Here is a 22,849-nt window from a genome sequence, read left to right as displayed (position 1 = left end):
GACCTCCAATTAGCCATTGCATCCCTCGGCGCCTGAAAGACCGACGCCGTCTTTCGCTCGCAGCCCTCAGACCCGCCGCGACGCGACACCCTCCCCGCCGCCCTATATTACAAATTCTTGCAAACGATAACCATTCTCATTATCATTCGCATCTCAAAAAGAAGGCGCTGCGTCCGACGGTGCCAGTCCTGCCCCTACGGGCTTGTTCATTGACGGGGAACTGCCATGTCGTCGAAACGACGGACTCCTAAACGTTTGTGCCTTTGCTTAGCCTCCCTTGGCATCCTGCCGCTTGCGCAGGTGTCGCTGGCCGACGAGCCGGCAGTGGGGGCCGTGCGCGATGCCGGCACACTGCCGACGACCACGGTCAAGGCCACACGCACGAACGAAGCCAACACGAGCTACGACACGCCGCTCGCCAATACGGCCACGAAGATCCCTGTTCCGCTGCGCGACATTCCGCAATCGGTCAACGTGGTGCCGCATGCGGTGATTCAGGACCAAAGCGCGCTGTCGCTCAATGACGCACTTCGGAACGTACCCGGCGTCTCGGCCTCGCTCGGCGATGCGCAGCGCGATCAGGTGACGATTCGCGGCTTTTCGTCGATCAACGATCAATACGTCGACGGCTTGCGCGACGATTCGCTCTACTATCGCGACCTGTCGAACATCGACCGTATCGAAGTGCTGAAGGGCCCGGCAGCCGTGCTGTATGGACGCGGCTCGGCGGGCGGCATCATCAACCGCGTCACGAAGAAGCCGCAGGCGACGACATTCGCCGAAGTCGGCACGCTGTTCGGCACCGAAGGCCAGAAGCGCGGCGAAATCGACCTGAACACGTCGATCCACGACGACGCCGTGCGCGCGCGTCTGACTGGTGCGATCGAGGATTCGAGCGGCTTCCGCGACGGCTACTTCCTGCGTCGCCAGGCGATTGCGCCGTCGTTCCAATTCAACTTCTCGACCGATACGAAGCTCACGCTTCAATTCGATTACCTGCACGACAAGCGCATCGCCGATCAAGGCGTGCCGTCGTATCACGGGCGGCCCGTCGACGTGCCGATCGAAACGCGCTACGGCTCGGCCAACGCGGCCGACGGCAACGTCGAATCGACGATCAAGAGCGCAACCGGCATCTTCGATCATCGCTTCAACGATCGCTGGTCGTTCCACAGCGCCGTGCGCACGTACGAGTACACGCTCGGCCGCAACAACTACACGACGGTCAAGAGCGTCACCGACGGCCCCGTGCCGACCGTCACGCTCAACGTCAACCAGCGCAACCGCAACGACCGCGGCACGCTGTGGCAAAACGAAGTGACGCAAAAGGCCGAGACGTTCGGCATTCAGCACACGCTGTTGTACGGCATCGAGCTCGGCTATCAGGACAAGACCGACCGCGTCTCCGGCCTCGCCAAGAACACCGTCTACAACCTGTTCGACCCGACGCTCGTGGTCCTGCCGACGGTGCCTGCCAGCGCCACCCCGACGAACTACGGTCGTACGCATAACGAAACATATGCCGCCTATGCGCAGGATCTGATCCGCTTCTCGCCGCAATGGACGTTGCTCGCCGGGTTCCGTTACGAAGCGTTGAGGCAGAGCCGCGACGACCTCACGCCGAAGAATCAGGACATCGCCCGCACCGACAAGCCGTTCAGCCCGCGCGTCGGCATCATCTATCACCCGGTCGAACCGCTGTCCCTATACGCATCGTATAGCCGCTCGTTCCAGCCGATCGCCGACAGCTTCACCTACTACGCGAACAGCAGTGCGCTCGCGCCCCAAGAGACGACCAACTATGAGATCGGCGCGAAGTACGACTTGCCGATCGGCGCGAGCATCACGGCGGCACTGTTCGACATGAAGCAAACGAATCTGACCGGCGTCGATCCGGCCACCCTGCTCGCAGTGCCGATCGGCACACAACGCACGCGTGGACTCGAGTTGTCGATGGCCGGCGAAGTCGCGCCGCATTGGCAGGTGATGGCGAGCTATGCCTACCTGGACGGCCAGCTCGAAAACCCACTCGACAAGAGCGGTGGTGGCGTCAACGATAACCAACCTGCGCTGACGCCGCGTCATAGCGGCTCGCTGTGGATCAAGCGCGACCTGCCGAACGGCTTCTATGTCGCAGGCGGTGTGCGTGCCGAAGGCGCACGCTATGCGTCGCAGTACAACGTGACGACGTTGCCGGGCTATATGACCGTCGATCTCGGCGCCGGCTATCGCAGCAAGCATCTCGACGTGACGCTGACCGTGCAGAACCTGCTCGACCGCACGTACTACGTGTCCGCGCACGGTGGTGCCGAGAACTACAACATGCCGGGCGCGCCGCTTACCGCGTTGGTCGGTGTGCGTTACAAGATCTGAGGCTCACGATGCTGCGGCGGGTACTGTTTCGCTTGCACTGGCTGTTCGGCTTGACGGCCGGTGCCGTACTCGCCGTCGTCGGCATCACGGGCGCGCTGATGGCGTACGAAAGCGAGCTGTCGCGTGCGCTCAATCCCGGCTTGCTGACGTTGCCCGCGCGCGAAGGCAGTCCGTTGACGCTGCCGCAGGCGGTTGTCAAAGCCCGCGCGGCCATGCCGGAACGAGCTGTCACGTTCGTGACGATGGGCACCGATGTGACCCAGCCGTGGCGTGTCTGGTACGCGTGGCCGCCCGGCCAACACGGCACGGGCAGTCGCGGCGAACTGCGCTTGCTGGACCCCATGACCGGCACGCTGTTGCCGCAGCCGCGCGGACAGGCGTTTTTCGCGACCGTGAGGTTGCTGCACCGTACGCTGCTGGCCGGCGAATTCGGCAAGCAACTCGTGGGGGCCTGCGTGATCGGGCTCGTCGTGATGACGCTAACGGGCCTCTATCTGCGTTGGCCGCGACGCATCGCCGATTGGCGCGGTTGGTTCACCATCCGCTGGAGCCGGAGCGAACGTATCCGCTGGCGGGACGTTCATGTGGTGGTCGGCACGATCACGTTGCCGCTTTATCTGCTCGCTGCGCTGACGGGCCTCTACTGGACCTACGACGGGTATCGTGCCGCCGCGCAGCGACTCGCGGGTCAGCCGGTCAGGGTGACCGCGGCGTCTGCACTTCCACGGCATACGCGGCATAAGTCGCATGAAGCGCTCGACGACGCTGCTTTGACGCGCGTTTGGAACACCTTCTCCTCGACGGCGACACAAGTATCGACTGCTACCGTACGCGTCGACGCCGCCCACAACGGCCGTGCAGAAATCGAGTGGCTACCTGTCGACGCGCGTCATGAACGCGCCTACAACCGCACGGACATCGACATCACGTCCGGCGCGGTCGTACGCAACGAACGCTTCGTCGACAAGCCCGCTCTGCAACGCCTGCTCGGCAGTGTGCTGCTTTTGCATACGGGCCGGTACTTCGGCCCACTCGGCGTGGTGTGGATGTTATTGGCCGCCTCGATGCTGCCGGCATTCGCGATCACCGGCTGGTGGCTGTACCTCGATCGGCGGCGCCGCGCCCGGGCAAGCACGCGCAGTCGGGCGGCTTCGGTGAGCCAGTAACGGGTGCGGGCGATCACGTCACGCAGATCCCGAAAACCCTCACCTATGGGGTAATCCTCGCGCAACGATCCGGCTTGAGCCCGTACCTAAGCGACGGTCACTTTCACTTGCGAGGTGCAATTGACCACGATCGTGACGCACGCCGAACCGGTATGCGATCCGCCTGACGCGTCGAGCGTCCAGTCTCCAGGCGGCACATTCTCGATAGTGAACGCACCATCGCTATCGGTCACGGCCGTCAATTCGCTGTGTTTTTGTACCGTAACGGTCACGCCGCTCACAGGCTGCCCGTTGACAGCGACGACCGTGCCGCTGATCGCTCCCACGCCGGTGGCCGTACTGGTCGCGCCAAGCTTCACGGACGATTTCGGATGAAGCCCTTCGACCACGCCTCGTATCTGCAACAAGACCAACTCCGACCCGAAGCCGGACATGAACGCCAGTGCAATGCCCGACGCCACACCGTTCGGTGCGATAGCGTAGTAAGCCACCATCGCAATGAATGGGGCGGTGATGAGTTGCATGATTTGAAAGACGACCGCCTCGCGAACAGTGCGGTTATCGAGAGGAGGCTGGTCATCGGTGCCGACGTAACCCGGCTCCGACCGCTTTTGTAATTCGGGAATTCGGCGTGTCAGACTGATCGCCGCGCCAATCAGCGCGAGCAACAAGATGTAAAACGGAAGAACGAATCCTCCTTCGACGATCTGATAGGGGCCTGCGAGGGGCGGGTTCGTCGCCGCCTTCTCCGCCAGGCCGGCATCGGTGCCGTAGGTTCCGCCAATGACGACGAGCCACGGATACGAAGGCCTGTAATCGAATCCTTTTCGTTCCGTGTATCGTCTGCTCGGCCCCATTGCATCCACCGTCCCCTCCTGCGAATCGGAACTGGCGCTGGCACTAGCGCTGGCCACGTTGGAGACCAAACTCGCATCATTCCCCGAGTTCGCAGCGGTCAGCGTCGTCGCCGGCGCGGCATTGGGAAACAAATCGGTCGGACCGCACCGGATGGACATCGGCACAGACGTGTCCTTTTGCGCATCGACACACCCTCTAATCAGGCTGATCGGGCCAAGAATGTCCGGTTGCCATGGATTCACCATCGGATAAATCATGACGACGAATGTCGTCATGGTGAACATATAGGCAAACTTGAAGCTTTGCTGGCGACGACTGAGCGGCCGATCGGGATCGCCGGTAAAGCAATCCATGAACCACAGTCCAAACGCGACACTGAGAATGATCAGTGCGACGAACGGCGAATAGCGTTTCCAATCGCCGAGTCCACCCAGCTTGATGGCGGCCAGACAAGATACGACGATGAAGCTGAGCAGGAGAATAAAAACGAGGAAGGGGAAAATCGCGTCGACGTTCGCCCACCACGCGTGGAGATGGGCGGACCAACGCTTGCGCGACGACGGTGACACGTTCCCCTGACTGCCGGCAGAATCTGACATTGCGCCCCCCCGGAATCACGACTTCGTCGTTATCGACCTATCGGTTACCGCAAACCGATACCGATGGGTCGCTATGCCGTCGCGCCGCCTTTACCGAAAGCCCTGCTGCCTCGAAGTAGGCAGGCGCTTACCGTTTTATCGTTGTGTACGTAACAGACTGACTCGAATTGATCGAGTGAAAACCAGCATAGCAGACGACAAGCGAAGCGCTAGTCAAGGGTGATTGGTTGGGATTTGGCGCAACCGCTCAGTCGATGAGAACAACCCGTCGGATGCCGGGAAATCGACTGAGCCTCGTTGAATGCGGGTACTGAGTGAATTTTCAGAATCGGTGCCCCGTCAGAACCGCACCTTTGCCTGAAACCCGATCGTGAACGGCAGATTATCGGAAGGAATCGGCGGCACGAGAATGAAATTCACGCCGACGCGCTTATAGGTGGCCATGAGGATCGGCGCGGCGACGGGCCCGACCGTATGGTTGCGCCCGAGGCCCCAACTGCCGTAGTTGTAGCCCGAGATGACGCCGCCCATGACGGCGAGGCGCACAAAGCCCCAATGCGTGAATTCCGGCGCCCACACCCCCCCGCCGTACCACGACGGCCGCGACAGCGAGTTACGGAAACCGCCCGCGGTCAGTGCCCATTCGCCGTTGAGCCAGCATTCGGCGCCAAGGCCCGGGTTCACGTCCTCGAACGATTGCTTCGGATGGACGTGATGCGAGGCGATCATCGCGTCGACCCACAGGCCACCGCCGCACCAATCCGCGGCGTGCGCGCCGACCGGCAGCACCGCTGTGACGAACATCGCGAGCCATGCCGCACCAACCGCCCGCGCGACTCCCCCGTTTTTTCTTGCCATCCGCCAAAACCGCATGTCCGCTCCGTTCGTCGGCCGCCGGGCCGATGCCTGGTGTTGTGATCGTGATCGTGCGCGACACGCGGCGCTCGGGCCGCGCTTCGCTCGTGTCGCGCACTCTACCGCATCGCGCGGACACGAGGCTTCGAGGACATGCTCGGATGGACAAAGCCTGCGCGGCTCGATGCTCACGTGGTGTATGGCATATAGCGCTTGCCATACACCGAAGACCTCACAGGCCGAGGTCGGAGAGCCCCGGATGATCGTCGGGCCGGCGCCCGAGCGGCCAGTGGTACAGACGCTCGCTTTCGCGAATCGGCATATCGTTGATGCACGCGAAACGTCGCGCCATCAGCCCGTGCTCGTCGAACTCCCAGTTCTCGTTGCCGTATGAACGGAACCAGTTGCCCGAATCGTCGCGCCACTCGTAGGCGAAGCGCACGGCAATGCGGTTGCCGTCGTGAGCCCACAGTTCCTTGATGAGCCGATAGTCGAGTTCCTTGACCCACTTGCGACTCAAGAACGCGACGATCTTCTCGCGGCCCGTCACGAATTCCGCACGATTGCGCCAGATGCTTTGCGGCGTGTAGGCAAGCGCAACACGTTCGGGATCGCGCGAGTTCCAGCCATCCTCGGCCGCACGGACCTTCAGGATCGCAGTCTCGCGCGTGAACGGCGGCACGGGTGGGCGAAGTTCGTTGATGCTATCGGCAGCAGACATACGTTTCTCCTAGTTTGATGAAGCGGTGCGCTTCGACGTGGAACGGGTGGGAGCTGCATCGTCGAGCAGATGCTCGGCAGCCGCACGCGCGTCGCGTGCGGCATCGGCGGCACCGCTGACGAGCGCAACGCCGATGGCGCCGTCGATCAGGATCAGCCACTGCCGCGCAAGCGCCGCCGAGCGTCGGGCGTTTGGCCCCGACTGCGCGACGTACGCATCGCAGACCGTGCGCACGAACTCGAACAATGCCGCCTTGTGCTCGCGTGCGACGACGCGAATCGGATCGTCGGGCGACGCGATTTCACCCGACGCGTTGAGAAATGCGCAACCATGAAAGCCAGGCGCGGCGAACCATTCGCGCAGCACGTCGAACATCGCGAGCAACTGGGCACGTGGGGTCTTCGCACGCCGTTGCGTACCTTCGACGAACCAGTTCATCCAGCGCTCATGGCGCCGCGCCAACGCAGCCGCAACGAGTGCGTCTTTCGATTGGAAGTGCGTGTAAAAACTCTTGCGCGTGCCATTCGCCGCGCGAACGATGGCATCGACGCCGGTCGCATGAATGCCGCCCGAGTAGATCAGTGCTTCGGTCGCATCGAGCAGACGCTCGCGCACGCTGGTCTCGGCTGTCGCTTCGGCGTCGTCGGCGCCGAGATCGTGGGGTCGTAGAAAAGTATTCATGGCTGCAAATGTAGAACGATCGTTCTCCCATGTCAAGAACGATCGTTCTCCTTGCCAACATCGACGACAGGGCTAAGCTATCGCCTGTGACGTCCGGCGATGCGATGATTTGCGAAAAGGAACTCGAAGACGATGAAACGAGGTGAGATGCGCGCAACGATGGCGCGCACGATCACGCTGGCGGCGCTCGCTGCGGGCCTGGCATCGATGCCTGCCTGCGTGCCGGTGCGCGTGGTCACGCATACGGTCAGCGCGAATGAAGCGGCCGTGCCGGTGGGGCACTACACGCTCGATCCTCACCACTGGAGCGTGACGTTCAACGTCGAACATCTGAAGTACACGCGCCTCGACATGCGTTTCGACCGCGCCCACGCGACGCTCGACTGGCAGCCGGGCGGCCTCGACGCGAGCGCGGTCGACGCGACGATCGACGCCGGCAGCGTCGACACGAACGACGTGCTGCTGGACAAGATCGTGAAGGGCCCCGACCTGTTCGATGCGGCGACCAACCCGACGATCCGCTTCGTCGGGACGCAGTTCGCACGCACAGGCCCCGCGCAGGGCAAGCTCGAAGGCAACCTGACGATTCGCGGCACGACACGCCCCGTGACGCTCGATGTGACGTTCAACGGCTACGGGGCCAACCCGCTGACGAAAGAGGACACGCTGGGCTTTTCGGCGCAGGGACATTTCAGCCGGGCGCAGTTCGGCCTGGCGACGTGGTTCCCGGCGGTGGGCGATGAAGTGCGTGTGCGCATCGAAGCAGAATTCGTGCGCCACGTGAACAGCAGTGCAACGGACACGACTGAAACGCCTTCAGCGCCTGAAGCGGCAAGCGGTGCACAGGCACCGCAATAGCGTGGGCGTTGCGCCACACGCGATACGACTTGCGAAGGAGCGGCTCGCCGGCTATCGCCATTGCGGCGACGGGCCGGCAAGCCACATCGGTCAAAGCGTCAGGCTTCCCAATCGAGAATGACCTTGCCGCTCTCGCCCGAGAGCATCGTGGCGAACGCCTTTTCGTAGTCGTCGACGGCGAAGCGGTGCGTGAGGATCGGCGACAGGTCGAGTCCGCTTTGCAGCATCGCGACCATCTTGTACCAGGTCTCGAACATCTCGCGGCCGTAGATGCCTTTGATCTCGAGGCCCTTGAAGATCACCTGATTCCAGTCGATCGCCGTGTTGGCCGGCGGAATGCCGAGCAGGGCAACCTTGCCGCCATGGTTCATCACTTCGAGCATGCTCGTGAACGCGCTCGGCACACCTGACATTTCAAGGCCGACGTCGAACCCTTCGGCCATGTGCAGATCGCTCATCACGTCGCGCAGTGACTCGCGCGTGACGTTGACGGCGCGCGTCGCGCCCATCTTGCGAGCGAGCTCGAGGCGATAGTCGTTCACGTCGGTGATGACGACGTTGCGTGCGCCCACGTGCTTGGCGATCGCGACGGCCATGATGCCGATCGGCCCCGCCCCCGTGATCAGCACGTCCTCGCCGACGAGATTGAACGACAGCGCCGTATGCGTCGCGTTGCCGAACGGATCGAAGATGGCCGCGAGATCATCGGAAATGCCTTCGGGAATCTTGAACGCATTGAACGCCGGAATCACGAGGTATTCCGCGAACGCGCCTTCGCGATTGACGCCGACGCCGACCGTATTGCGGCACAGATGGCGCCGCCCTGCGCGACAGTTGCGACAGAAGCCGCACGTGATGTGTCCTTCGCCCGAGACGCGGTCGCCGATCGAGAAGCCGCGCACCTCTTGGCCCATCTCGACGATCTCGCCGACGTACTCATGGCCGACGTGCATCGGCACGGGAATCGTCTTCTGTGCCCAGTCGTCCCACTTCCAGATGTGGATGTCGGTACCGCAGATCGCGGTGCGCTTGATGCGGATCATGACGTCGTTGTGGCCGACGACAGGCTTGTCCACTTGCGTGAGCTTAAGGCCCGGGCCGCGTTCGAGCTTGGCGAGTGCTTTCATGGTGTGGCGCTCCTCAAATGATGTTGAGCGAGCGGCCGACGCGCGTGAACGCATCGACAGCGCGATCGATCTGGTCAGGGGTGTGTGCGGCGCTCATCTGCGTGCGAATGCGCGCGCGCCCCTTCGGCACGACAGGGTAGGAGAACCCGATCACGTACACCCCTTCCTTCAGCAGCGCGTCGGCCATGCGCGACGCGACGAGCGCATCGCCGAGCATGACCGGGATGATCGGATGCTCGCCCGGCACGAGCGTGAATCCAGCAGCGCTCATCGCCTCCCGAAAATGCTCACCATTGGCGCGGACACGCTGGCGCAGTTGCGCGCCCTCGTCGCTCGCGAGCAGCTCGAGCACCTTCAGCGAGGCGGCCGCGATGCTCGGCGTGAGCGTGTTCGAGAACAGGTAGGGACGCGAGCGCTGACGCAGCAGCTCGATGATCTCGCGACGCGCGGCGATATAGCCGCCCGACGCGCCACCCAGCGCTTTGCCGAGCGTGCCCGTGATGATGTCGACGCGGCCTTCGACGCCGCAGAATTCGGGCGTGCCGTGACCATGTTCGCCGATGAAGCCGACCGCATGCGAGTCGTCGACCATGACGAGCGCGCCGTAACGGTCCGCGAGATCGCAGATGCCGGCGAGGTTCGCAATGATGCCGTCCATCGAGAACACACCGTCGGTCGCGATCAGCTTGAAGCGTGCGCCGGCTGCGTCGGCTTCCTTCAGCTTCGCTTCGAGATCGGCCAGATCGTTGTTCTTGTAGCGATAGCGCTTGGCCTTGGACAGTCGCACGCCGTCGATGATGCTCGCATGATTGAGCTCGTCGCTGATGATCGCGTCGTTCTCGTCGGTCAGCGTCTCGAACAGGCCGCCGTTCGCATCGAAGCAGCTCGAGTAGAGAATGCAGTCTTCCGTCTTCAGGAACGCCGACAGCGCTTGTTCGAGCTGCTTATGCACGGTCTGCGTTCCACAGATGAAACGCACCGACGCCATGCCGAAGCCATCCTTGTCGAGCCCTTCTTTCGCAGCGGCGACCAGTCGCGGATCGTTTGCAAGACCGAGATAGTTGTTGGCGCAGAAGTTCAGGACGTTTTCGCCGCTCGCGAGATGCACGTCGGCCGACTGCGGGCTGGCGATCACACGCTCGGTTTTGTAAAAGCCATCGGCACGGATCTGATCGATCGTGTTGCGCAGATGGGCAAGATAGCTGTCGCGCATCGCAAAGCTCCTGTCAGGGTTCGAAGTGCCGCAACGCGCCACGATCAGCGGCGAAAGGGCGGCCTGTTGCTGTTATAGTCGGTTGTCGTCTTTACCGGACAATTTCATTTTTTCGAACTAAAGTTCGATATAGCGAACAACTCTAAGCGATCGGAAACCAAATGGCAAGCTCCACGAATCGACGCACCGCACAAAGCACTGCGCCTTTGACCAGCCCCACCACGCCGCCGCGCGTCGGCGAACAGATTCAGCGGCTGCGGGCCGAGCGGAAGATGACGCTCGACGATCTGTCGCGTGCGGCGGGCGTGTCGAAGTCGATGCTGTCGGAGATCGAGCGCGACAAGGCGAACCCGACCATTGCTGTGGCGTGGCGGCTGACCAATGCGCTCGGCGTCAGTCTCGACCAGCTGTTTGCCACGCAGAAGTCGCCTGAAACGATCAGCGTCGCCGGCCCGCACGACATCCCGACGCTCGACGGAAACGACGCCCGCTATCAGCTCCGTGTCTGGGGGCCGATCGAGCTCGCGGGCAAATTCGAATGGTATGAACTGACGCTGCAAGCAGGCGGGGCGCTCGTATCGAATGCGCACGAGCCCGGCACGCGCGAGCATCTGACGGTGCTGCAAGGCAGCGTAGAAGTGGAAGCAGATGGTGCAACCAAGCGGCTCAAGGCCGCCGATACGGCGCGCTACGTCGCCGATGTGCCCCATGCGATCCGCAATCTGGGGAAAGGCGAGGCGAAAGCGCTCCTCGTCGTCATTCACGGCTGAACGCGCGAGCGGCGGCACGGCTCGCCTTGCTGCTCTTCATGTTCACACTGTCATTTCCGGTAGTTGGTTGCTGTCTCGGAATACTGTATATTCATACAGCACTTCGAATCCCAAGCCCGGCCATGACAGAACAAGACTTTGCCGCGCTGCGCTATCAGGCCGCGGCGCGCGACCTCGAACACATCGTCCGTAATATCGCGGCACGCTATATCGTCCAAGGCGTGCCGCTCACCTGGCGTTTATTGCACGCCATCGAAGCGGAAGCGCTGGCGGATCTCGGTTTCGCGAGCCGGCACGAGACGTTCGTGCTCGATCTGTTCAAGCGCCCACAGGACATGTCCTATCCGGAAACCGATGATCCGGCCACGTTCGGTATATCGAACGCGCTGCCCGCTGCGTTTGCTTTTGCGGTAGCCGCCTATGAAGAAGGCGAACGAAACGCGTCTTCCTCGCGCAACGAATCACGCGGCGCCCGTTTCGTCCCATCGCCCAGCCCGCGCGGGTGAGACGCTTGGTGCCTCGGCGCCGCCCCCCGAAAACCCTCACCTTTAGATCCCGCAAGCCCTCACTTTTGGGTTTTTTCGAGACTCCCGAAAACTCTCACCTATCACCGCTACCGTCGCTCAGTTCGTCGAATAATCAAAGGCTTACACGGACGAAGCGCGCGCGGTGCTCAAGAAGCGGGTGACCACTTCGAAGCGCGAATGGCCCATGCCCGACGAATGTTCGCACTCCGGGCAAAGCAGTTCGTAGCGGCCGTCGACGTTCGACAGTTCGGGCTCGCCGTCGTCGCATTTCGGACAATGCAAGGGAATCGCCACCTGGCCGTCGACCAGGGTGCCGAGCATCGCGAACGCTTGTTCACCGAGCCGACCTTCGTCTGCGAGCGCACGCAAAAGCTGCGCAAGCTCCGGGGCGATCGTGCTTTGTCCGCGTGTGCGATCGAGTTCGCGTGTCAGTGCGTCGATTTCGTCGGATTGGCTGCGGACCTGATCCTCGAGTCGATCGGCTTTACTCTTGGCCGTACTCAATTGCTGGATGAAATCGAACTCTTTGCGGCTCGCGTCGCGAATGCCGGTCTGATAGGTCGAGGCCATGCTGCGCAACGAGTCGAGCTCGACCAGCATGGGTTTGACCCGACGCTCGGCTTCGGCAACGGCATCCTTGATTTGCGCGGCATAGTGCTCAGCGTTTTGCTGCATCTCGCCATGCAACGCATCGATGCGCTCGCGAAGCGACGCATTGGTTGCCTGTTCGACCTCGAGCCGTTGTGCGAGTTTTTCGTTTTCGGTCTCGAGTCGGCGCATCACGCTGTGAAGCACATCGTGGCCGGTCGTGTGCTGCATCGTTGCTGTCGCCGCACCGGTCTCGAGCTCGCGCACGCGTGCCCATCCTGCCTGCGCGTAAGCTTCGCTGCGTTGCAACGCTTGCTCGGACGCTTCGTGTCGAATTTGCGCTTCGCGCACGCGTTGCTCGGCTTCGTCGAGCACGGCCTGTATTTGCGAGCGCTCGCTTGCCACTGATTCGCGGGCTTGAACCAGTGCGTGTTCGAATAACGCGCCCAGCAGCTCGCCTGCTTTCTCTTCGAGCACTTTCGGAATCGCACCGGCTCCGACGCGGATTTTGGAGGCGTCGCGGATGCGCTCCCAGAAGTGGTCGATGTCCTTGGGGATGTCGCTTGCACTGCCTGTCTGTGTCAATTCACGGACAGCTGCCATCGACGGACGAATACCTAGATCAAAGAACAGCCGCTTGCAGGCATGAAGTGATAGTTCTCGGCGATGCGCGCCGTTAGCGCGTAGCGCTTCGAGCTCGTGACGGATGGCTTCTCGTTGTTCGTCTAGTGTCATAGGAGGCCTATCGGGCTTCAAAACGTGATAATCATAACGGATTACGTAGTAATTGATACGCCCTATCCCGAAGGCGTTGCTTTTTGGCTGTAGCAGACCTAGACGATACGGTGGAAGCCTTGTTTGGCGAGCTTCTCATGCAGAATCCGTGAAACAAAGCTAAAAAATGCTCTTAAGCCATTGTTATACAACGGTTTTCGGCAGCAAGTCCATTTTGGGACGTTGTTTCACGAAGGCGCTGTGAGCAAAGGTCTGGGATGTTTCAAAGAACTCGCGGGTGCTCGTTGAGAGTAATAGAAGTAAACACCCTTGAACCTTGTTAAAAACGTTAACGCCTTGGCAATCCCTTGTCGCACAAGGCTTCCAGCCCGATAGGGTGAAGCTTTGCGGGAATCGTCGTGAGCGTTTACGGGATTCAGATGTGATGGGGTTCGGGGAGACGCGTGAGCTTTAGCGGGACAGGTCGTGAGCGGATTCAGGACACGCGCCTGCACACGGTTTGAGCATCGGTGAGCATTTTCGGGGCTTCGCTCGATCCGAACCCAAGGCTGGACTGGACGACCCGGTCTATTCAAATTTCTCATAGGTGAGTGTTTCCGGGGCCATCCGAAGCCAGCCTTTTTGGCCCGCGGCAAAGCGGTAAACGACGTTCGGTGAGCGACCCCAGGAACAAAAGCGCGGAAAAGGTGAATCTTTACAGGAAAGATGGCCGCTTTCGGGGGCCCTTTTTGTGAAAGGTGAGCTTTTTCGGGGCTGTCGGATGGTCGCCAAGCGTACTTGCCGCTCAAAAGGTGGCTGTTTGGGGCGTCCAGGGGGCAAAGGTGAGGGGATTCGGGACGGTTGTTTGGGGATGATTTGAACCCTCGCCTGAGGGCCTTGATGGCCCCATTGGTGAGCATTTTCGGGACTTCATTTATGCGTATGCGATGCCATTTGAGGAAAGTTAGTCATCACTTTCATGCCTTGTGATGCCAAATGGGGGCTTTGTTGGCGGTGGTATTTCGGTATCGACGCATGAGGTGAGGTTTTCCGGGATCGTCTCGGGCCAATTCCGTTACCCAGGTTTCTGGGCATCGACTCCTGAAGGTGAGGAAATTCAGGAGTCAAGGTAGATGGAGGTGATGGGTGAGGTTATGCGTGTAAGTGTATGAAGATGTTAAGAATTTTTGGCTGGCGATGCTTAAGGTGAGCTATTTCGGGAGCGTCGTATCACGGGGTTTTGAGGGGATCGGCGTTGCGGAAAGGACGCTGAGGTGAGCGTTTCCGGGAGGTGTTCTGTCACATTGGATACCGCTGCTTTGGCGGGAGGCCCGACTGCAAGCGCTCCCACGATGATCAAAGGTGAGCGTTTTCGGGATCGATTTCCGAAGGAAGGTGATCCTTGGCGCAACGCTTAGACGAACCGGATCGCCGAAGCGGCCCAACGACATCGATCGACGGCCTTGCCAGCGAGTCGACCACGGGCGCCACGGTAGCGCTGGGCATCGAATTTCGCGTTGACCCACGTCGGAGTTGCCTAAAAGTGCATCACCCCGAGGGGTTTGGGCGTTCAGACCGCGTTTTGAGGGCGATTTCGTGCTGCCGTTTGCGCGTTCGCTAACGTTTTCGGGTCCACAGATTGGGCCGTCGCAAAATTGCGACAACCTCATTGGTGAGATCTTTCGGGAGCGTAAACACGCACCTGCGCTTAGCGGTCGAATCGCCACTTATTCCCTTACCCGCGTCCGGCAATGAGCCCTGACGAATCATGCGGAACAATAAGGTGAGGCTTTTCGGGATGGCAACGAGGTGAGCCGGTCCAAAGAAGCCGAAATCACCCGAAACGGTGAGAGTGTGCTTGTAGACGCGCATCACCGCGCTCTGTATCCTCTCGGAAATTCTCTTCCCGACCCGACGCATGGCAACGAAGCGCGCGAAGAAAACCGATGTCGATGTGGTAAGTGCAAGCTCTGCTGAACTGCGAAAGGCCGTTGAGGCGATCGCGATTCAGCCCAAGAGCGGCAAGATCACGTTGCTTACCCGCAAGCTGTTCAATGTTCTGTTGGCGGTGGCGCAACAGGCCGACGAATCGGGCGATACGTATCGCGCGTTGTTGTCGGATATCGTCGCCAACTCCGCATTCGATTCCAACGACACCGCGCTCGTCAAAGAGCACCTGCGACGCATGGTGTCGGTGCAGGTCGAATGGAGTCAAGGCACGTCGAGCCAGAAGCCGGGCCGCAAATGGGGTATCTCGACGCTGATCGCCGATGCCGAAATTCTCGAGGATCCGCAGACGCGCCGCGTCTGGGTGGAATTCTCGTTTGCACCGAAGATCAAGAAGAAGCTGCTGGATCCAGTCCAGTACGCGCGTCTGAGCTTGCAGTTCCAAAGCCAGCTGCGCAGTAGCGCAGGCCTCGCGCTGTACGAGATCTGCGTGCGCTACCTGACGAACCCCAGTCACCTGACGATGCGGGAATCGTGGGCCTGGTGGCGGCCGATCTTGTCCGGTACCCCCGATACCGAGGCCGGCGATGAAGCGAAGCGCGAGTACAAGTATTTCAAGCGCGACTACCTCCGTCCGGCGATCGCCGAAGTCAATGCCGTCACGAACATCTTCGTCGAGCTGATCGAGCATCGCGAAGGCCGACGCGTAGCCGAAATTCAGTTCCGTGTGACCGAACGCAAGCAGCCGATGCTCGCGCTCGACGAACATCCGAACGTGTTCGACAGCACGCTGGTCGATCGCATGGTGAAGATCGGTATTCCATTGAAGGAAGCGCAGACGCTCTACGCCGACAGCGAGGAAAACCGCATCCGCGCCGCACTGCAGATGACGGAGCAGCGCATGCGCAGCACTACGCTGCCGCCTGTGCGCAGTGCGCCTGCGTTGTTCAAGGATGCGCTCAAGAAGGGTTACGCGCCGCCCGTCGAGGCGTTGCCAGCGGTCGGCAGCAGTGGTGGCGGTTCGGGTAAGGCAGCAGCGGGCGCTGCACCTGCCGACGACCTCAAGGCGCGCTTGCTCGATGAATACGCGGCCTACCGCCGCAAGGAAGCGCGTTCGCTGTACGAAGAGCAAGGTGAGAAGGAACAGGAGCTCGCTCGTCAGTCGTTCGAGGAAGACGTGCTGCCGGGTCTCGGCGCGCACATGCGAGACGATTGGCGTCGGCGTGGCTTGAATTCGAAGCTGGCGGAGACGGCGTTCTTCGATTGGCTGGCCCGCAAGACGTGGGGTGAGCCGACCGACGGGGATTTGCTCTCCTTTACGCTCAGCCAGTCACGAGCTGCATGACGGTGCGCGACGACGTGATCTGATCCGCACCGATCCTGTTATTCAATGTGAAACCGGCAAGTCGAACGACTTGCCGGTTTTCTTTTGGGCGCTGGATTTAGTTCGGTTTCAGGATCTGTTCGATCTGCCGAAGAATCTCGTCACGCTTGTCTTTCGCCAGGCCGCGCAGACGCAGTTCGAGGCGGTCGTCGCCGTACGACTTCAAATCGCCGACCGCGACGCCATCAAGCTTGATCTCCATGCGCTGGGCGTAACGCTGACGGCCGGCCGGCTTGGGCGTTTCTTGCGGGGCTGTCCGGCCCTTCACGATATCGGCGACCTGACGTGTACTCAGATCATCCGAGAGGATCTTGTTGATGAGCCGGAGGGTTGCGTCGACACCGCGCGCGGAGTGATATCGACCGACTTGATAGGCCATGTTCGAGCCGAATCGATCGGGTCTTGCGACCATCTCCTGCATGATCGTTTCGGGCAGCTTCGCAAGCGACAGTGCAACGGCGACGGTGGATTCGTCGAGGCCCAGATGTTCGGCGAGTTCTTTTTGACTCTGGAAGTGCTTTTCGTCGAGGAAGCGGCGCCAGACGACCGCGTTGTCGAACACTGTTTGCGAATCGCGTTGAACGTTGAGGTCGTAGCCGAGCTTGTAGCTTTGAATACCGATCGGCAGATCGATAACGATAGCTTTGACCGTTTCCTTGTTGGCTTCTTTGAGCGCGCGCACGCGGCGGCCGCCGTCGCTGACGAAGTAGCTGCCTGGACTCGCGTAGTCGGGGATGACATGAATCGCTTGTTGCTGGCCCTGCTTGGCGAGATTCACGGCCAACTCGGCGATCGACGCTTTCAAGTAGAAGTGTCGTGGATTGAACGGGCTCGGCTTGATTGCCTTCAGCTCGAGTTCGATCACTTGTCCCGGGTTATAGCCGTGCCCGACGCGCCATGCGCGGTATTCAGCCGATTCGTGATTGGCCAGGTCGTCCGAAACAGCGTGAAGCGTTTGTTCGGTGCGAGACGCGGGGGCAATCGGTTGAACGTTGCTGTCGTTGTTGACGAGGTTGTCGATCGCGTTCAGGCGGTCAAGGGCCGTCCGCTTTTCGCTGCTCGTCGTATCAGGGCGTGCCTGGAAGCCCTTGGCGAATTGGGAGGGTTTCATTCAAGGTCCTTTATGCGCATAAAGTCAGGGGAGCAGCGCGGCGATTTCGTCTGCGCATGCGCGAATTTCTGCGGCGGCCAGCTTTGCGCCACGGTCGCCCATCTGCAATACCGTTTGGCCAAGCGCCATCGCTTGCTTGTACGCCTCCCGCGTCGGGATTTGTGTCTTCAGTAGCGGAAAGCCGAGATCCTCGAGTGCCCTTTTCAGCTCTCGCGTCAGCATGCGTTTCTCTTCGGTCTTGTTGAGCAGGAACACGGCTCGCAGGTCTTCGTTCATCACCTGTGCTTGCTGGACGAGCTTCACCAATCCGATGCTCGACCAGTAATCGGCCGGCGACGAGGAGGTGGGGATGACTGCAACCGACGCGGCCAGCAAGACGACGCCGGATACCTTTTCGGTGATCGAGGGCGGGCAGTCGACGACGATGACATCGTAGTCGGCGATGAACTTCTTGATCTCGCGGTGGATCTGCGCCCCGGCTTCAGAGAGGTTGACGACCGGGAATGGGATGCCCGTGTCCTCGTCCGTGGCGGCGCTGGCCCAGTGGATCAGCGTGTTCTGACCGTCCGCGTCGACAACGAGCACCCGTTTGCCTTTTTCATGGAAGGCGGCGCCCAGATGCATAGCGATAGTGCTTTTGCCGACTCCGCCTTTTTGTTGTGTTACCGCGACGATTTCCGCTGCCAATTTTTCACTCCTTAAGAGGTCGACGAATTTTACCGTGAAAGTTTTATATTTCAATAAGTTCGTCGCAATCGAACGACAAAATTGGCCATTCGGCCAAGCGGTTTATGCGCATAAAGGCTGTGACGCGAGTGAACCACGTCGCGCGGCTGCGAATGTCGATGTGGAAGTGAATCGAAGTCCCCGCGGTGAGTGTGGGTGCAAGCGTCCCGCGAGCAGATGGGCTGCGAATTGACGGGGTAATCGCTAGGGGAGCGTGATCTTAGGGCGCGTGGCGTGGTGGCTTGTGATCATCTCTCCGGGAGGGGACGCGGGACGGCTTTTGATCTTTCCGCGTGGGGTGGCCTGCCAGGTCGTCGTGGTCTAGCCAGCAGCCGATGCCTCATCGACGTCGCGGTCGTCGCCAGCGTGGAGACATGCGTTATTGATTCGCGTCGGAGATGCGATGGGGCTGAGATGGTAGCTAGGGCGGCGTTCTTCCTGCAGAGAGATGCCTCGCCGTATTGGCCAGTGCGTGTGTCGCTGAAAACCCCGTCAAAGCAGCGCGTTTCTCGATGCGCTACGGACGCCTTCCGCGCGCATGGCTCATGCGTAGCCGGCTTGTGCGCGAAGCGATCGCGTGCCTCGCGGTCCACGTGAGGCCGAACGACTTTGGGCCACGGTTTATGCGCATAAAGCTGGCCCTCTCCGGAAAACGCGGTGCTGCGCGTGCTGATCTGTGAACTCCCAGCAACTCGGACCATAAGCTATCGGCTACGTTGATGGAGCCTGATTGCCAGGGTCCCCTACGCAAACCAACAGCTCCTTTCATTACCGAGCGCAGCAACGCGTTGATCCCTTGCATCAGGAGATCGAACAACGGACACGCTTCACACGAAGGGCGCGCTCCGCATGTGCTCGAAAGGCTACCTACTCACAGGCAGTAGAGCGCTGCTACACGCACGCGCTAGCCTTCAGTCCACAACACCAGCGAGACGAGTCGATAACTGCACTCCCCCATCACATGCACGAATCACGTTTGAACAAGAGATAAAAAATTTATTCGTCATCCATCGCATATAGGCCCAACCTGGGCAGACGCGACCGACGACGAATGGAGCAATCAACAGCATCAGTCCATAAGCAACTTGCTCCCCCATACGACGGGTCCCGAGCACCGCAATCGCCCTCACGCGCGCCCCGGTAAAATAGCGTTCTTCAAGAACCACTCGAGGCAAATGCCATGATCACGATCTATCACAACGCTCGCTGTTCGAAATCCCGGGCGGCATGCGACCTCGTTGGCAATACGTTGAACCCGTTGGGGGAGCCGGTAACGGTCGTCGAATATCTGAAGAACCCGCCAACGGTCGAGCAGCTTCGAGCGTTGCATCGCATGCTGGGGGGATCGGTACGTGACATGATGCGCGACAACGAGGCCGAGTATCGCGACCTCGGTTTGGCCGATCCGAACCTGACCGATACACAGTTGTTCGAAGCCATTGCCGCACATCCTATTCTGCTGCAGCGTCCCATCGTGGTCCGTGATGGCAGGGCAGTGATCGGTCGCCCGACCGAAGCTGTGAACACCTTGTTCGAATGACGAGGACGACGAACACCGACGAGCGAGCACCCCGCCCCGCTCGCTTGCCATCCCTCTAATCGAGAGCGAGAGGCCCCGAGGCCGAGAAGCCAACCGTTCGCATTTCAACGACGCGGCCGGCAAGCAGACTTAGCTAGCCGTGCCCGCTTCGTCGTCCGGACCCGCAGGGTCCTCAATCACGCCCTGTGCCCAATCGTGCGCCACCTCTCGGATGAGCGTGATTTGCTCGCGATACCGACGGCACCCACTGCACATCGGCAAATGGCCAAACACGGCGAGCTGTTCTCGCATCGAAAGCGGCCTGTCCAACGCATCCGACAACAAGTGTGTAATCACCTTACACGTGTGCATACGCCTCCTCGTGGCCCATGCCTTGTTCCGAGAGACACGTGCGCAACTTCATACGAGCGCGATAGATGAGCACACTGCAGTGGTTGGCGGTCAGTTCGAGTTCTTCGCAAATTTCCGCAACGTCGAAATCCAGAAATTCGCGCATCATGAACACGCGTCCGATCTGCTCCGGCAGTCGCTCCATACACGCTTCGAAGAGGCGCCAGAACTGACGCCGCTGCAAGTCCGTCTCCGGCGTGACCCACGCACTGGGTTTCGCATGTGAGGCCCAGTGACCGTTCTCGGCAAACAGTATTTGGTCGAGCAGCTCCGCTTCGCTCAATTCCGTCTCGAGGGCCGATACGTTGATCGAGCGCTTGCGACCACGAAGCACGTCGATCAACTTGTGTCGCAAGATGCCGAACACCCATGTGCGATGCTGGGATTGTCCCTCGAACGCGTTCGCACCGGACCATGCCGCGGCGAGCGCTTCCTGCACGGCGTCCTCGGCTGCGGCCAAGTCACGTAACTGCAAGCGCGCGAATCGCAATAGATCGCGTCGCAGCCCGGCAAGATAGGCGGTATCGCCGTACATCGTGTGACCAGACGTCAAGCGCGTTTCCCCTGCATTCCTGCTGCTGTTACATGCGCTCTCCAGGCATCGAGCGACCATCGTCCTACGCCGTGCACGAAGAGGTACGCGATCAGCGCGGCCCACAAGACATGGTCCTTGATCATCACGGGCTCGAGTCCCGGATAGGACATCACCGCGACGAGATTCACGACGAATAATCCGGCTGCGGCGAAGCGCCCTTGCCAGCCCAGTACGAGCAGGATCGGAAACAGCAACTCGCCGCCCGCGCCCATGACGGCCGCGACAGCCGGCGGCAGCACCGGGACGTGGTATTCGTTCGAAAAAAGATAAAGCGTCGCGTCCCAGCTCCTCAGCTTCGTCAGCCCGGACAGAAAAAACACGCGAAACAGATATAGCCGTACACCGAGCGCAAACAGCGGTTGCACAGCGAATGCCACCGTATCCAGATGGCCCAGCAGCTTGCTAAGCGTTTTCAAGACAATTCTCCTCAATAGCTCGGATGAGACGGTGTCGAAATAGTTGTGTGAGCAACGAGTTGGGATCCGCATCGGCCGACGCGAATGCGGTCTCAATCGAGCTGCCGGCGCATAACGCATCGAATGCGCGGGCGTCGGAATCCGCGAGTGCTTGCCAGCGCACCTCGAACCCTTCACGCCACACGAGGACGGATTGACCGCCCGTATCGAGCTGCGCGACAGGGCCGCCCTCATGCATCGCGACGATGTCGGCAATGGGCCAGGCTTGCGAACGGACGAGCCCGACAGACGGCATCAAACGAAGCGATGCAGCGGCCAGTCGCTCGGGCCCGAGCGCGACGACAGACGACGGGTCGAGTGGTTGGGTGTCGTCCGCGTAGTACGCGCAGTGCATGCGCCAATCGACGATGGCCACGTCGGCCAGATACGGCAGATCGGCAGCTGGCCCGAAGCCGCGAATGAAGTCGGCGAGCGTGGCGCCGTCCTCATGCAGATTGGCCGACGTTGCTGGCGTCGCCATGACATAAGCCTGCGCAAGCGCCCGAAAGTAGTCGATGCCGACGAGCGCAACGACGTTCGGAAACGCATCGGCGAGTGCGGCCACGCGGTTGAGCCGCACATTGTTGCGATAGACATCGAGCTGTGCGCGCGTGGCAGCTGTGACGCCTTCGGGTTCAATGGCGTCGTCGAGTAGCGCCGAGGCGAACGCGTCCAGCGTGCGATCGTAGAGCGTCATGCTGGCATCTCCTCGTTCGCCGCCGTCGCCGAGCCGGCGTCCGCATCCGCATCTGCTCGCGCATGGGACAAGGTAGTTGCCATGCGTTGCCGCAGTTGCTCGTACTCGCCGACGAGCACATCGAGCGCAGGCAGATTCGTATCGCGTTCGAGCAGCACGGCAGTCGGCCCGAAACGCGACAGTGCCGCATCGAGCAGGGCCCACACGGCATCACAGACGGGCGCGCCATGGGTATCGATGGCCACGTCGTCGAGCCATTCGAAGCCTGCAACATGAATTTCGCCGACGCTGCCCGGCGCAAGCCGTTCGAGTTCCTGACAAGGATCGACGCCCAGGTTCAGCGCGTTCACATGCAGATTGTTCACGTCGAGCAAGATGCCGCAACCCGTGCGAGCGACCAGCTCGGCAAGCATGTGCGCCTCGCTGAAGCACTCCCTTTCGAACGCCACATAGGCCGAGACGTTTTCGATGAGGATCCGTCTGCCGAGGGCGTTTTGCACGAGATCGATGTGCTCGGCCATGCGTGCGATCGCGCCGTCGATGCGCGGCACCGGCAATAGATCGTTGAAATACCGTCCTGCACCACGATTCCAGCACAAGTGCTCGGACACGAGCGCGGGCTCGATGCGTTCGACAAGTGCCTTGAGCTGCGCCAGATGACGCGCATCGGGCGCGACCGTGTTGCCGAGTCCCATGCCGACGCCATGAAGGCTGACGGGATAATGCGCGCGCACGCGTTCGAGTGCGGCGATAGGCTCGCCGCCGCCGAAGTAGTTCTCGCTGTGCACTTCCCACCAGCCGATCGCCGGCCGTTCGGCAAGCACGTGAGCCACGTGCGGGCCGCGCAAGCCGAGCCCGGCGGCGAGGTGTGACGTCGAATCCGTCGACATGTCGGTCTCCCTTTTGTGCAAGCGTTGCGCGGCCGCACGTAGCGGTGCATGGTGCGGCCGCATC

At 61.0% G+C, this 22,849-nt stretch carries 21 protein-coding genes; 7 read left to right on the top strand and 14 right to left on the bottom strand.

Annotated features, from left to right (window positions below; genetic code table 11):
- Positions 1-225 precede the first annotated feature (225 nt).
- Entirely contained in the window at positions 226-2,373 is a 2,148-nt protein-coding gene (locus D7S89_RS13910) for a TonB-dependent receptor (protein ID WP_121278252.1), read from the top strand.
- A gap of 8 nt (positions 2,374-2,381) precedes the next feature.
- The gene (locus tag D7S89_RS13905) at positions 2,382-3,539 is read left to right on the top strand and encodes a PepSY-associated TM helix domain-containing protein (protein WP_121278251.1); all 1,158 of its coding nucleotides are present in this window, start codon (positions 2,382-2,384) and stop codon (positions 3,537-3,539) included.
- An 86-nt stretch (positions 3,540-3,625) separates the two neighbouring features.
- Here the strand turns inward: D7S89_RS13905 and D7S89_RS13900 are convergent, their stop codons facing one another.
- The 4 genes from D7S89_RS13900 to D7S89_RS13885 form a co-directional block, all read right to left on the bottom strand.
- The gene (locus D7S89_RS13900) at positions 3,626-4,996 is read right to left on the bottom strand and encodes a carboxypeptidase-like regulatory domain-containing protein (protein WP_121278250.1); all 1,371 of its coding nucleotides are present in this window, start codon (positions 4,994-4,996) and stop codon (positions 3,626-3,628) included.
- Positions 4,997-5,335: 339 nt separating this feature from the next.
- Positions 5,336-5,800, bottom strand: a complete 465-nt coding sequence (locus D7S89_RS13895) for a hypothetical protein (RefSeq protein ID WP_245982909.1) — start codon at positions 5,798-5,800, stop codon at positions 5,336-5,338.
- A gap of 283 nt (positions 5,801-6,083) precedes the next feature.
- A complete protein-coding gene (locus D7S89_RS13890; RefSeq protein WP_121278248.1) occupies positions 6,084-6,572 on the bottom strand; it encodes a nuclear transport factor 2 family protein in 489 nt (162 codons plus the stop codon).
- Between the two features lie 9 nt (positions 6,573-6,581).
- Positions 6,582-7,253 carry a TetR/AcrR family transcriptional regulator gene (locus tag D7S89_RS13885; RefSeq protein ID WP_121278247.1) on the bottom strand — a complete coding sequence of 224 codons (672 nt, stop codon included), beginning with the start codon at positions 7,251-7,253 and terminating at the stop codon, positions 6,582-6,584.
- Between the two features lie 159 nt (positions 7,254-7,412).
- Here D7S89_RS13885 and D7S89_RS13880 point away from each other — a divergent pair, with 159 nt between their 5' ends.
- Complete coding sequence (locus D7S89_RS13880) at positions 7,413-8,111, top strand: YceI family protein (protein WP_245982908.1); 699 nt, start codon at positions 7,413-7,415, stop codon at positions 8,109-8,111.
- A 98-nt stretch (positions 8,112-8,209) separates the two neighbouring features.
- Here D7S89_RS13880 and tdh read toward each other — a convergent pair whose 3' ends face one another.
- Positions 8,210-9,238, bottom strand: a complete 1,029-nt coding sequence (gene tdh, locus D7S89_RS13875) for an L-threonine 3-dehydrogenase (protein WP_121278245.1) — start codon at positions 9,236-9,238, stop codon at positions 8,210-8,212.
- Between the two features lie 13 nt (positions 9,239-9,251).
- A complete protein-coding gene (locus tag D7S89_RS13870) occupies positions 9,252-10,451 on the bottom strand; it encodes a glycine C-acetyltransferase (RefSeq protein WP_121278244.1) in 1,200 nt (399 codons plus the stop codon).
- Positions 10,452-10,612: 161 nt separating this feature from the next.
- On the opposite strand from D7S89_RS13870, the gene D7S89_RS13865 reads away from it, so the two are divergent.
- Both D7S89_RS13865 and D7S89_RS13860 read left to right on the top strand, forming a co-directional pair.
- The gene (locus D7S89_RS13865) at positions 10,613-11,221 is read left to right on the top strand and encodes a helix-turn-helix domain-containing protein (protein ID WP_121278243.1); all 609 of its coding nucleotides are present in this window, start codon (positions 10,613-10,615) and stop codon (positions 11,219-11,221) included.
- A gap of 122 nt (positions 11,222-11,343) precedes the next feature.
- Entirely contained in the window at positions 11,344-11,727 is a 384-nt protein-coding gene (locus D7S89_RS13860) for a DUF2471 family protein (RefSeq protein ID WP_121278242.1), read from the top strand.
- Positions 11,728-11,868: 141 nt separating this feature from the next.
- On the opposite strand, the gene D7S89_RS13855 is transcribed toward D7S89_RS13860, so the two are convergent.
- Complete coding sequence (locus D7S89_RS13855) at positions 11,869-13,071, bottom strand: DNA-binding protein (protein ID WP_121278241.1); 1,203 nt, start codon at positions 13,069-13,071, stop codon at positions 11,869-11,871.
- A gap of 1,897 nt (positions 13,072-14,968) precedes the next feature.
- Here D7S89_RS13855 and D7S89_RS13845 point away from each other — a divergent pair.
- Entirely contained in the window at positions 14,969-16,342 is a 1,374-nt protein-coding gene (locus D7S89_RS13845; RefSeq protein WP_183085187.1) for a replication initiation protein, read from the top strand.
- A gap of 97 nt (positions 16,343-16,439) precedes the next feature.
- On the opposite strand, the gene D7S89_RS13840 is transcribed toward D7S89_RS13845, so the two are convergent.
- A complete protein-coding gene (locus D7S89_RS13840) occupies positions 16,440-17,492 on the bottom strand; it encodes a ParB/RepB/Spo0J family partition protein (RefSeq protein WP_121278238.1) in 1,053 nt (350 codons plus the stop codon).
- Positions 17,493-17,516: 24 nt separating this feature from the next.
- Positions 17,517-18,179: a ParA family partition ATPase gene (gene parA / locus D7S89_RS13835; RefSeq protein WP_121278237.1), complete on the bottom strand. Its 663-nt coding sequence runs from the start codon at positions 18,177-18,179 to the stop codon at positions 17,517-17,519.
- 1,219 nt (positions 18,180-19,398) lie between these two features.
- Between parA and arsC the strand changes: the two genes are divergently transcribed.
- Positions 19,399-19,758 carry an arsenate reductase (glutaredoxin) gene (arsC, locus tag D7S89_RS13830; RefSeq protein WP_121278236.1) on the top strand — a complete coding sequence of 120 codons (360 nt, stop codon included), beginning with the start codon at positions 19,399-19,401 and terminating at the stop codon, positions 19,756-19,758.
- Between the two features lie 129 nt (positions 19,759-19,887).
- On the opposite strand, the gene D7S89_RS13825 is transcribed toward arsC, so the two are convergent.
- Genes D7S89_RS13825 through bufB form a run of 5 tightly spaced genes read right to left on the bottom strand, consistent with a single transcriptional unit; the run spans position 19,888 to position 22,785 of the window.
- Positions 19,888-20,109, bottom strand: coding sequence for a zf-HC2 domain-containing protein (locus tag D7S89_RS13825; protein ID WP_121278235.1), 222 nt, complete (start codon positions 20,107-20,109; stop codon positions 19,888-19,890).
- Positions 20,096-20,701, bottom strand: coding sequence for a sigma-70 family RNA polymerase sigma factor (locus tag D7S89_RS13820; protein ID WP_425470805.1), 606 nt, complete (start codon positions 20,699-20,701; stop codon positions 20,096-20,098). Before D7S89_RS13820 ends, D7S89_RS13825 begins: the two co-directional genes overlap by 14 nt.
- Positions 20,698-21,159: a DoxX family protein gene (locus D7S89_RS13815; protein WP_245982890.1), complete on the bottom strand. Its 462-nt coding sequence runs from the start codon at positions 21,157-21,159 to the stop codon at positions 20,698-20,700. The genes D7S89_RS13820 and D7S89_RS13815 overlap by 4 nt, the downstream gene beginning before the upstream one ends.
- Positions 21,146-21,895, bottom strand: a complete 750-nt coding sequence (locus D7S89_RS13810; protein WP_121278232.1) for an HvfC/BufC N-terminal domain-containing protein — start codon at positions 21,893-21,895, stop codon at positions 21,146-21,148. Before D7S89_RS13810 ends, D7S89_RS13815 begins: the two co-directional genes overlap by 14 nt.
- A complete protein-coding gene (gene bufB / locus D7S89_RS13805; RefSeq protein WP_121278342.1) occupies positions 21,892-22,785 on the bottom strand; it encodes an MNIO family bufferin maturase in 894 nt (297 codons plus the stop codon). Before bufB ends, D7S89_RS13810 begins: the two co-directional genes overlap by 4 nt.
- Positions 22,786-22,849 lie beyond the last annotated feature (64 nt).

Source organism: Trinickia fusca, from assembly GCF_003628145.1.
In the GTDB taxonomy this organism is placed as follows: Bacteria; Pseudomonadota; Gammaproteobacteria; order Burkholderiales; family Burkholderiaceae; genus Trinickia; species Trinickia fusca.
This window is presented reverse-complemented; position numbering and strand designations above follow the sequence as displayed.

Coding starts and splice junctions, on each gene's coding strand:
- D7S89_RS13855 (WP_121278241.1), bottom strand. CDS start 13,071: ATGACACTAGACGAACAACGAGAAGCCATCCGTCACGAGCTCGAAGCG.
- tdh (WP_121278245.1), bottom strand. CDS start 9,238: ATGAAAGCACTCGCCAAGCTCGAACGCGGCCCGGGCCTTAAGCTCACG.
- D7S89_RS13890 (WP_121278248.1), bottom strand. CDS start 6,572: ATGTCTGCTGCCGATAGCATCAACGAACTTCGCCCACCCGTGCCGCCG.
- arsC (WP_121278236.1), top strand. CDS start 19,399: ATGATCACGATCTATCACAACGCTCGCTGTTCGAAATCCCGGGCGGCA.
- D7S89_RS13845 (WP_183085187.1), top strand. CDS start 14,969: ATGGCAACGAAGCGCGCGAAGAAAACCGATGTCGATGTGGTAAGTGCA.
- D7S89_RS13840 (WP_121278238.1), bottom strand. CDS start 17,492: ATGAAACCCTCCCAATTCGCCAAGGGCTTCCAGGCACGCCCTGATACG.
- D7S89_RS13825 (WP_121278235.1), bottom strand. CDS start 20,109: ATGCACACGTGTAAGGTGATTACACACTTGTTGTCGGATGCGTTGGAC.
- bufB (WP_121278342.1), bottom strand. CDS start 22,785: ATGTCGACGGATTCGACGTCACACCTCGCCGCCGGGCTCGGCTTGCGC.
- D7S89_RS13895 (WP_245982909.1), bottom strand. CDS start 5,800: ATGTTCGTCACAGCGGTGCTGCCGGTCGGCGCGCACGCCGCGGATTGG.
- D7S89_RS13905 (WP_121278251.1), top strand. CDS start 2,382: ATGCTGCGGCGGGTACTGTTTCGCTTGCACTGGCTGTTCGGCTTGACG.
- D7S89_RS13810 (WP_121278232.1), bottom strand. CDS start 21,895: ATGACGCTCTACGATCGCACGCTGGACGCGTTCGCCTCGGCGCTACTC.
- D7S89_RS13885 (WP_121278247.1), bottom strand. CDS start 7,253: ATGAATACTTTTCTACGACCCCACGATCTCGGCGCCGACGACGCCGAA.
- D7S89_RS13870 (WP_121278244.1), bottom strand. CDS start 10,451: ATGCGCGACAGCTATCTTGCCCATCTGCGCAACACGATCGATCAGATC.
- D7S89_RS13910 (WP_121278252.1), top strand. CDS start 226: ATGTCGTCGAAACGACGGACTCCTAAACGTTTGTGCCTTTGCTTAGCC.
- D7S89_RS13880 (WP_245982908.1), top strand. CDS start 7,413: ATGGCGCGCACGATCACGCTGGCGGCGCTCGCTGCGGGCCTGGCATCG.
- D7S89_RS13860 (WP_121278242.1), top strand. CDS start 11,344: ATGACAGAACAAGACTTTGCCGCGCTGCGCTATCAGGCCGCGGCGCGC.
- D7S89_RS13900 (WP_121278250.1), bottom strand. CDS start 4,996: ATGTCAGATTCTGCCGGCAGTCAGGGGAACGTGTCACCGTCGTCGCGC.
- D7S89_RS13865 (WP_121278243.1), top strand. CDS start 10,613: ATGGCAAGCTCCACGAATCGACGCACCGCACAAAGCACTGCGCCTTTG.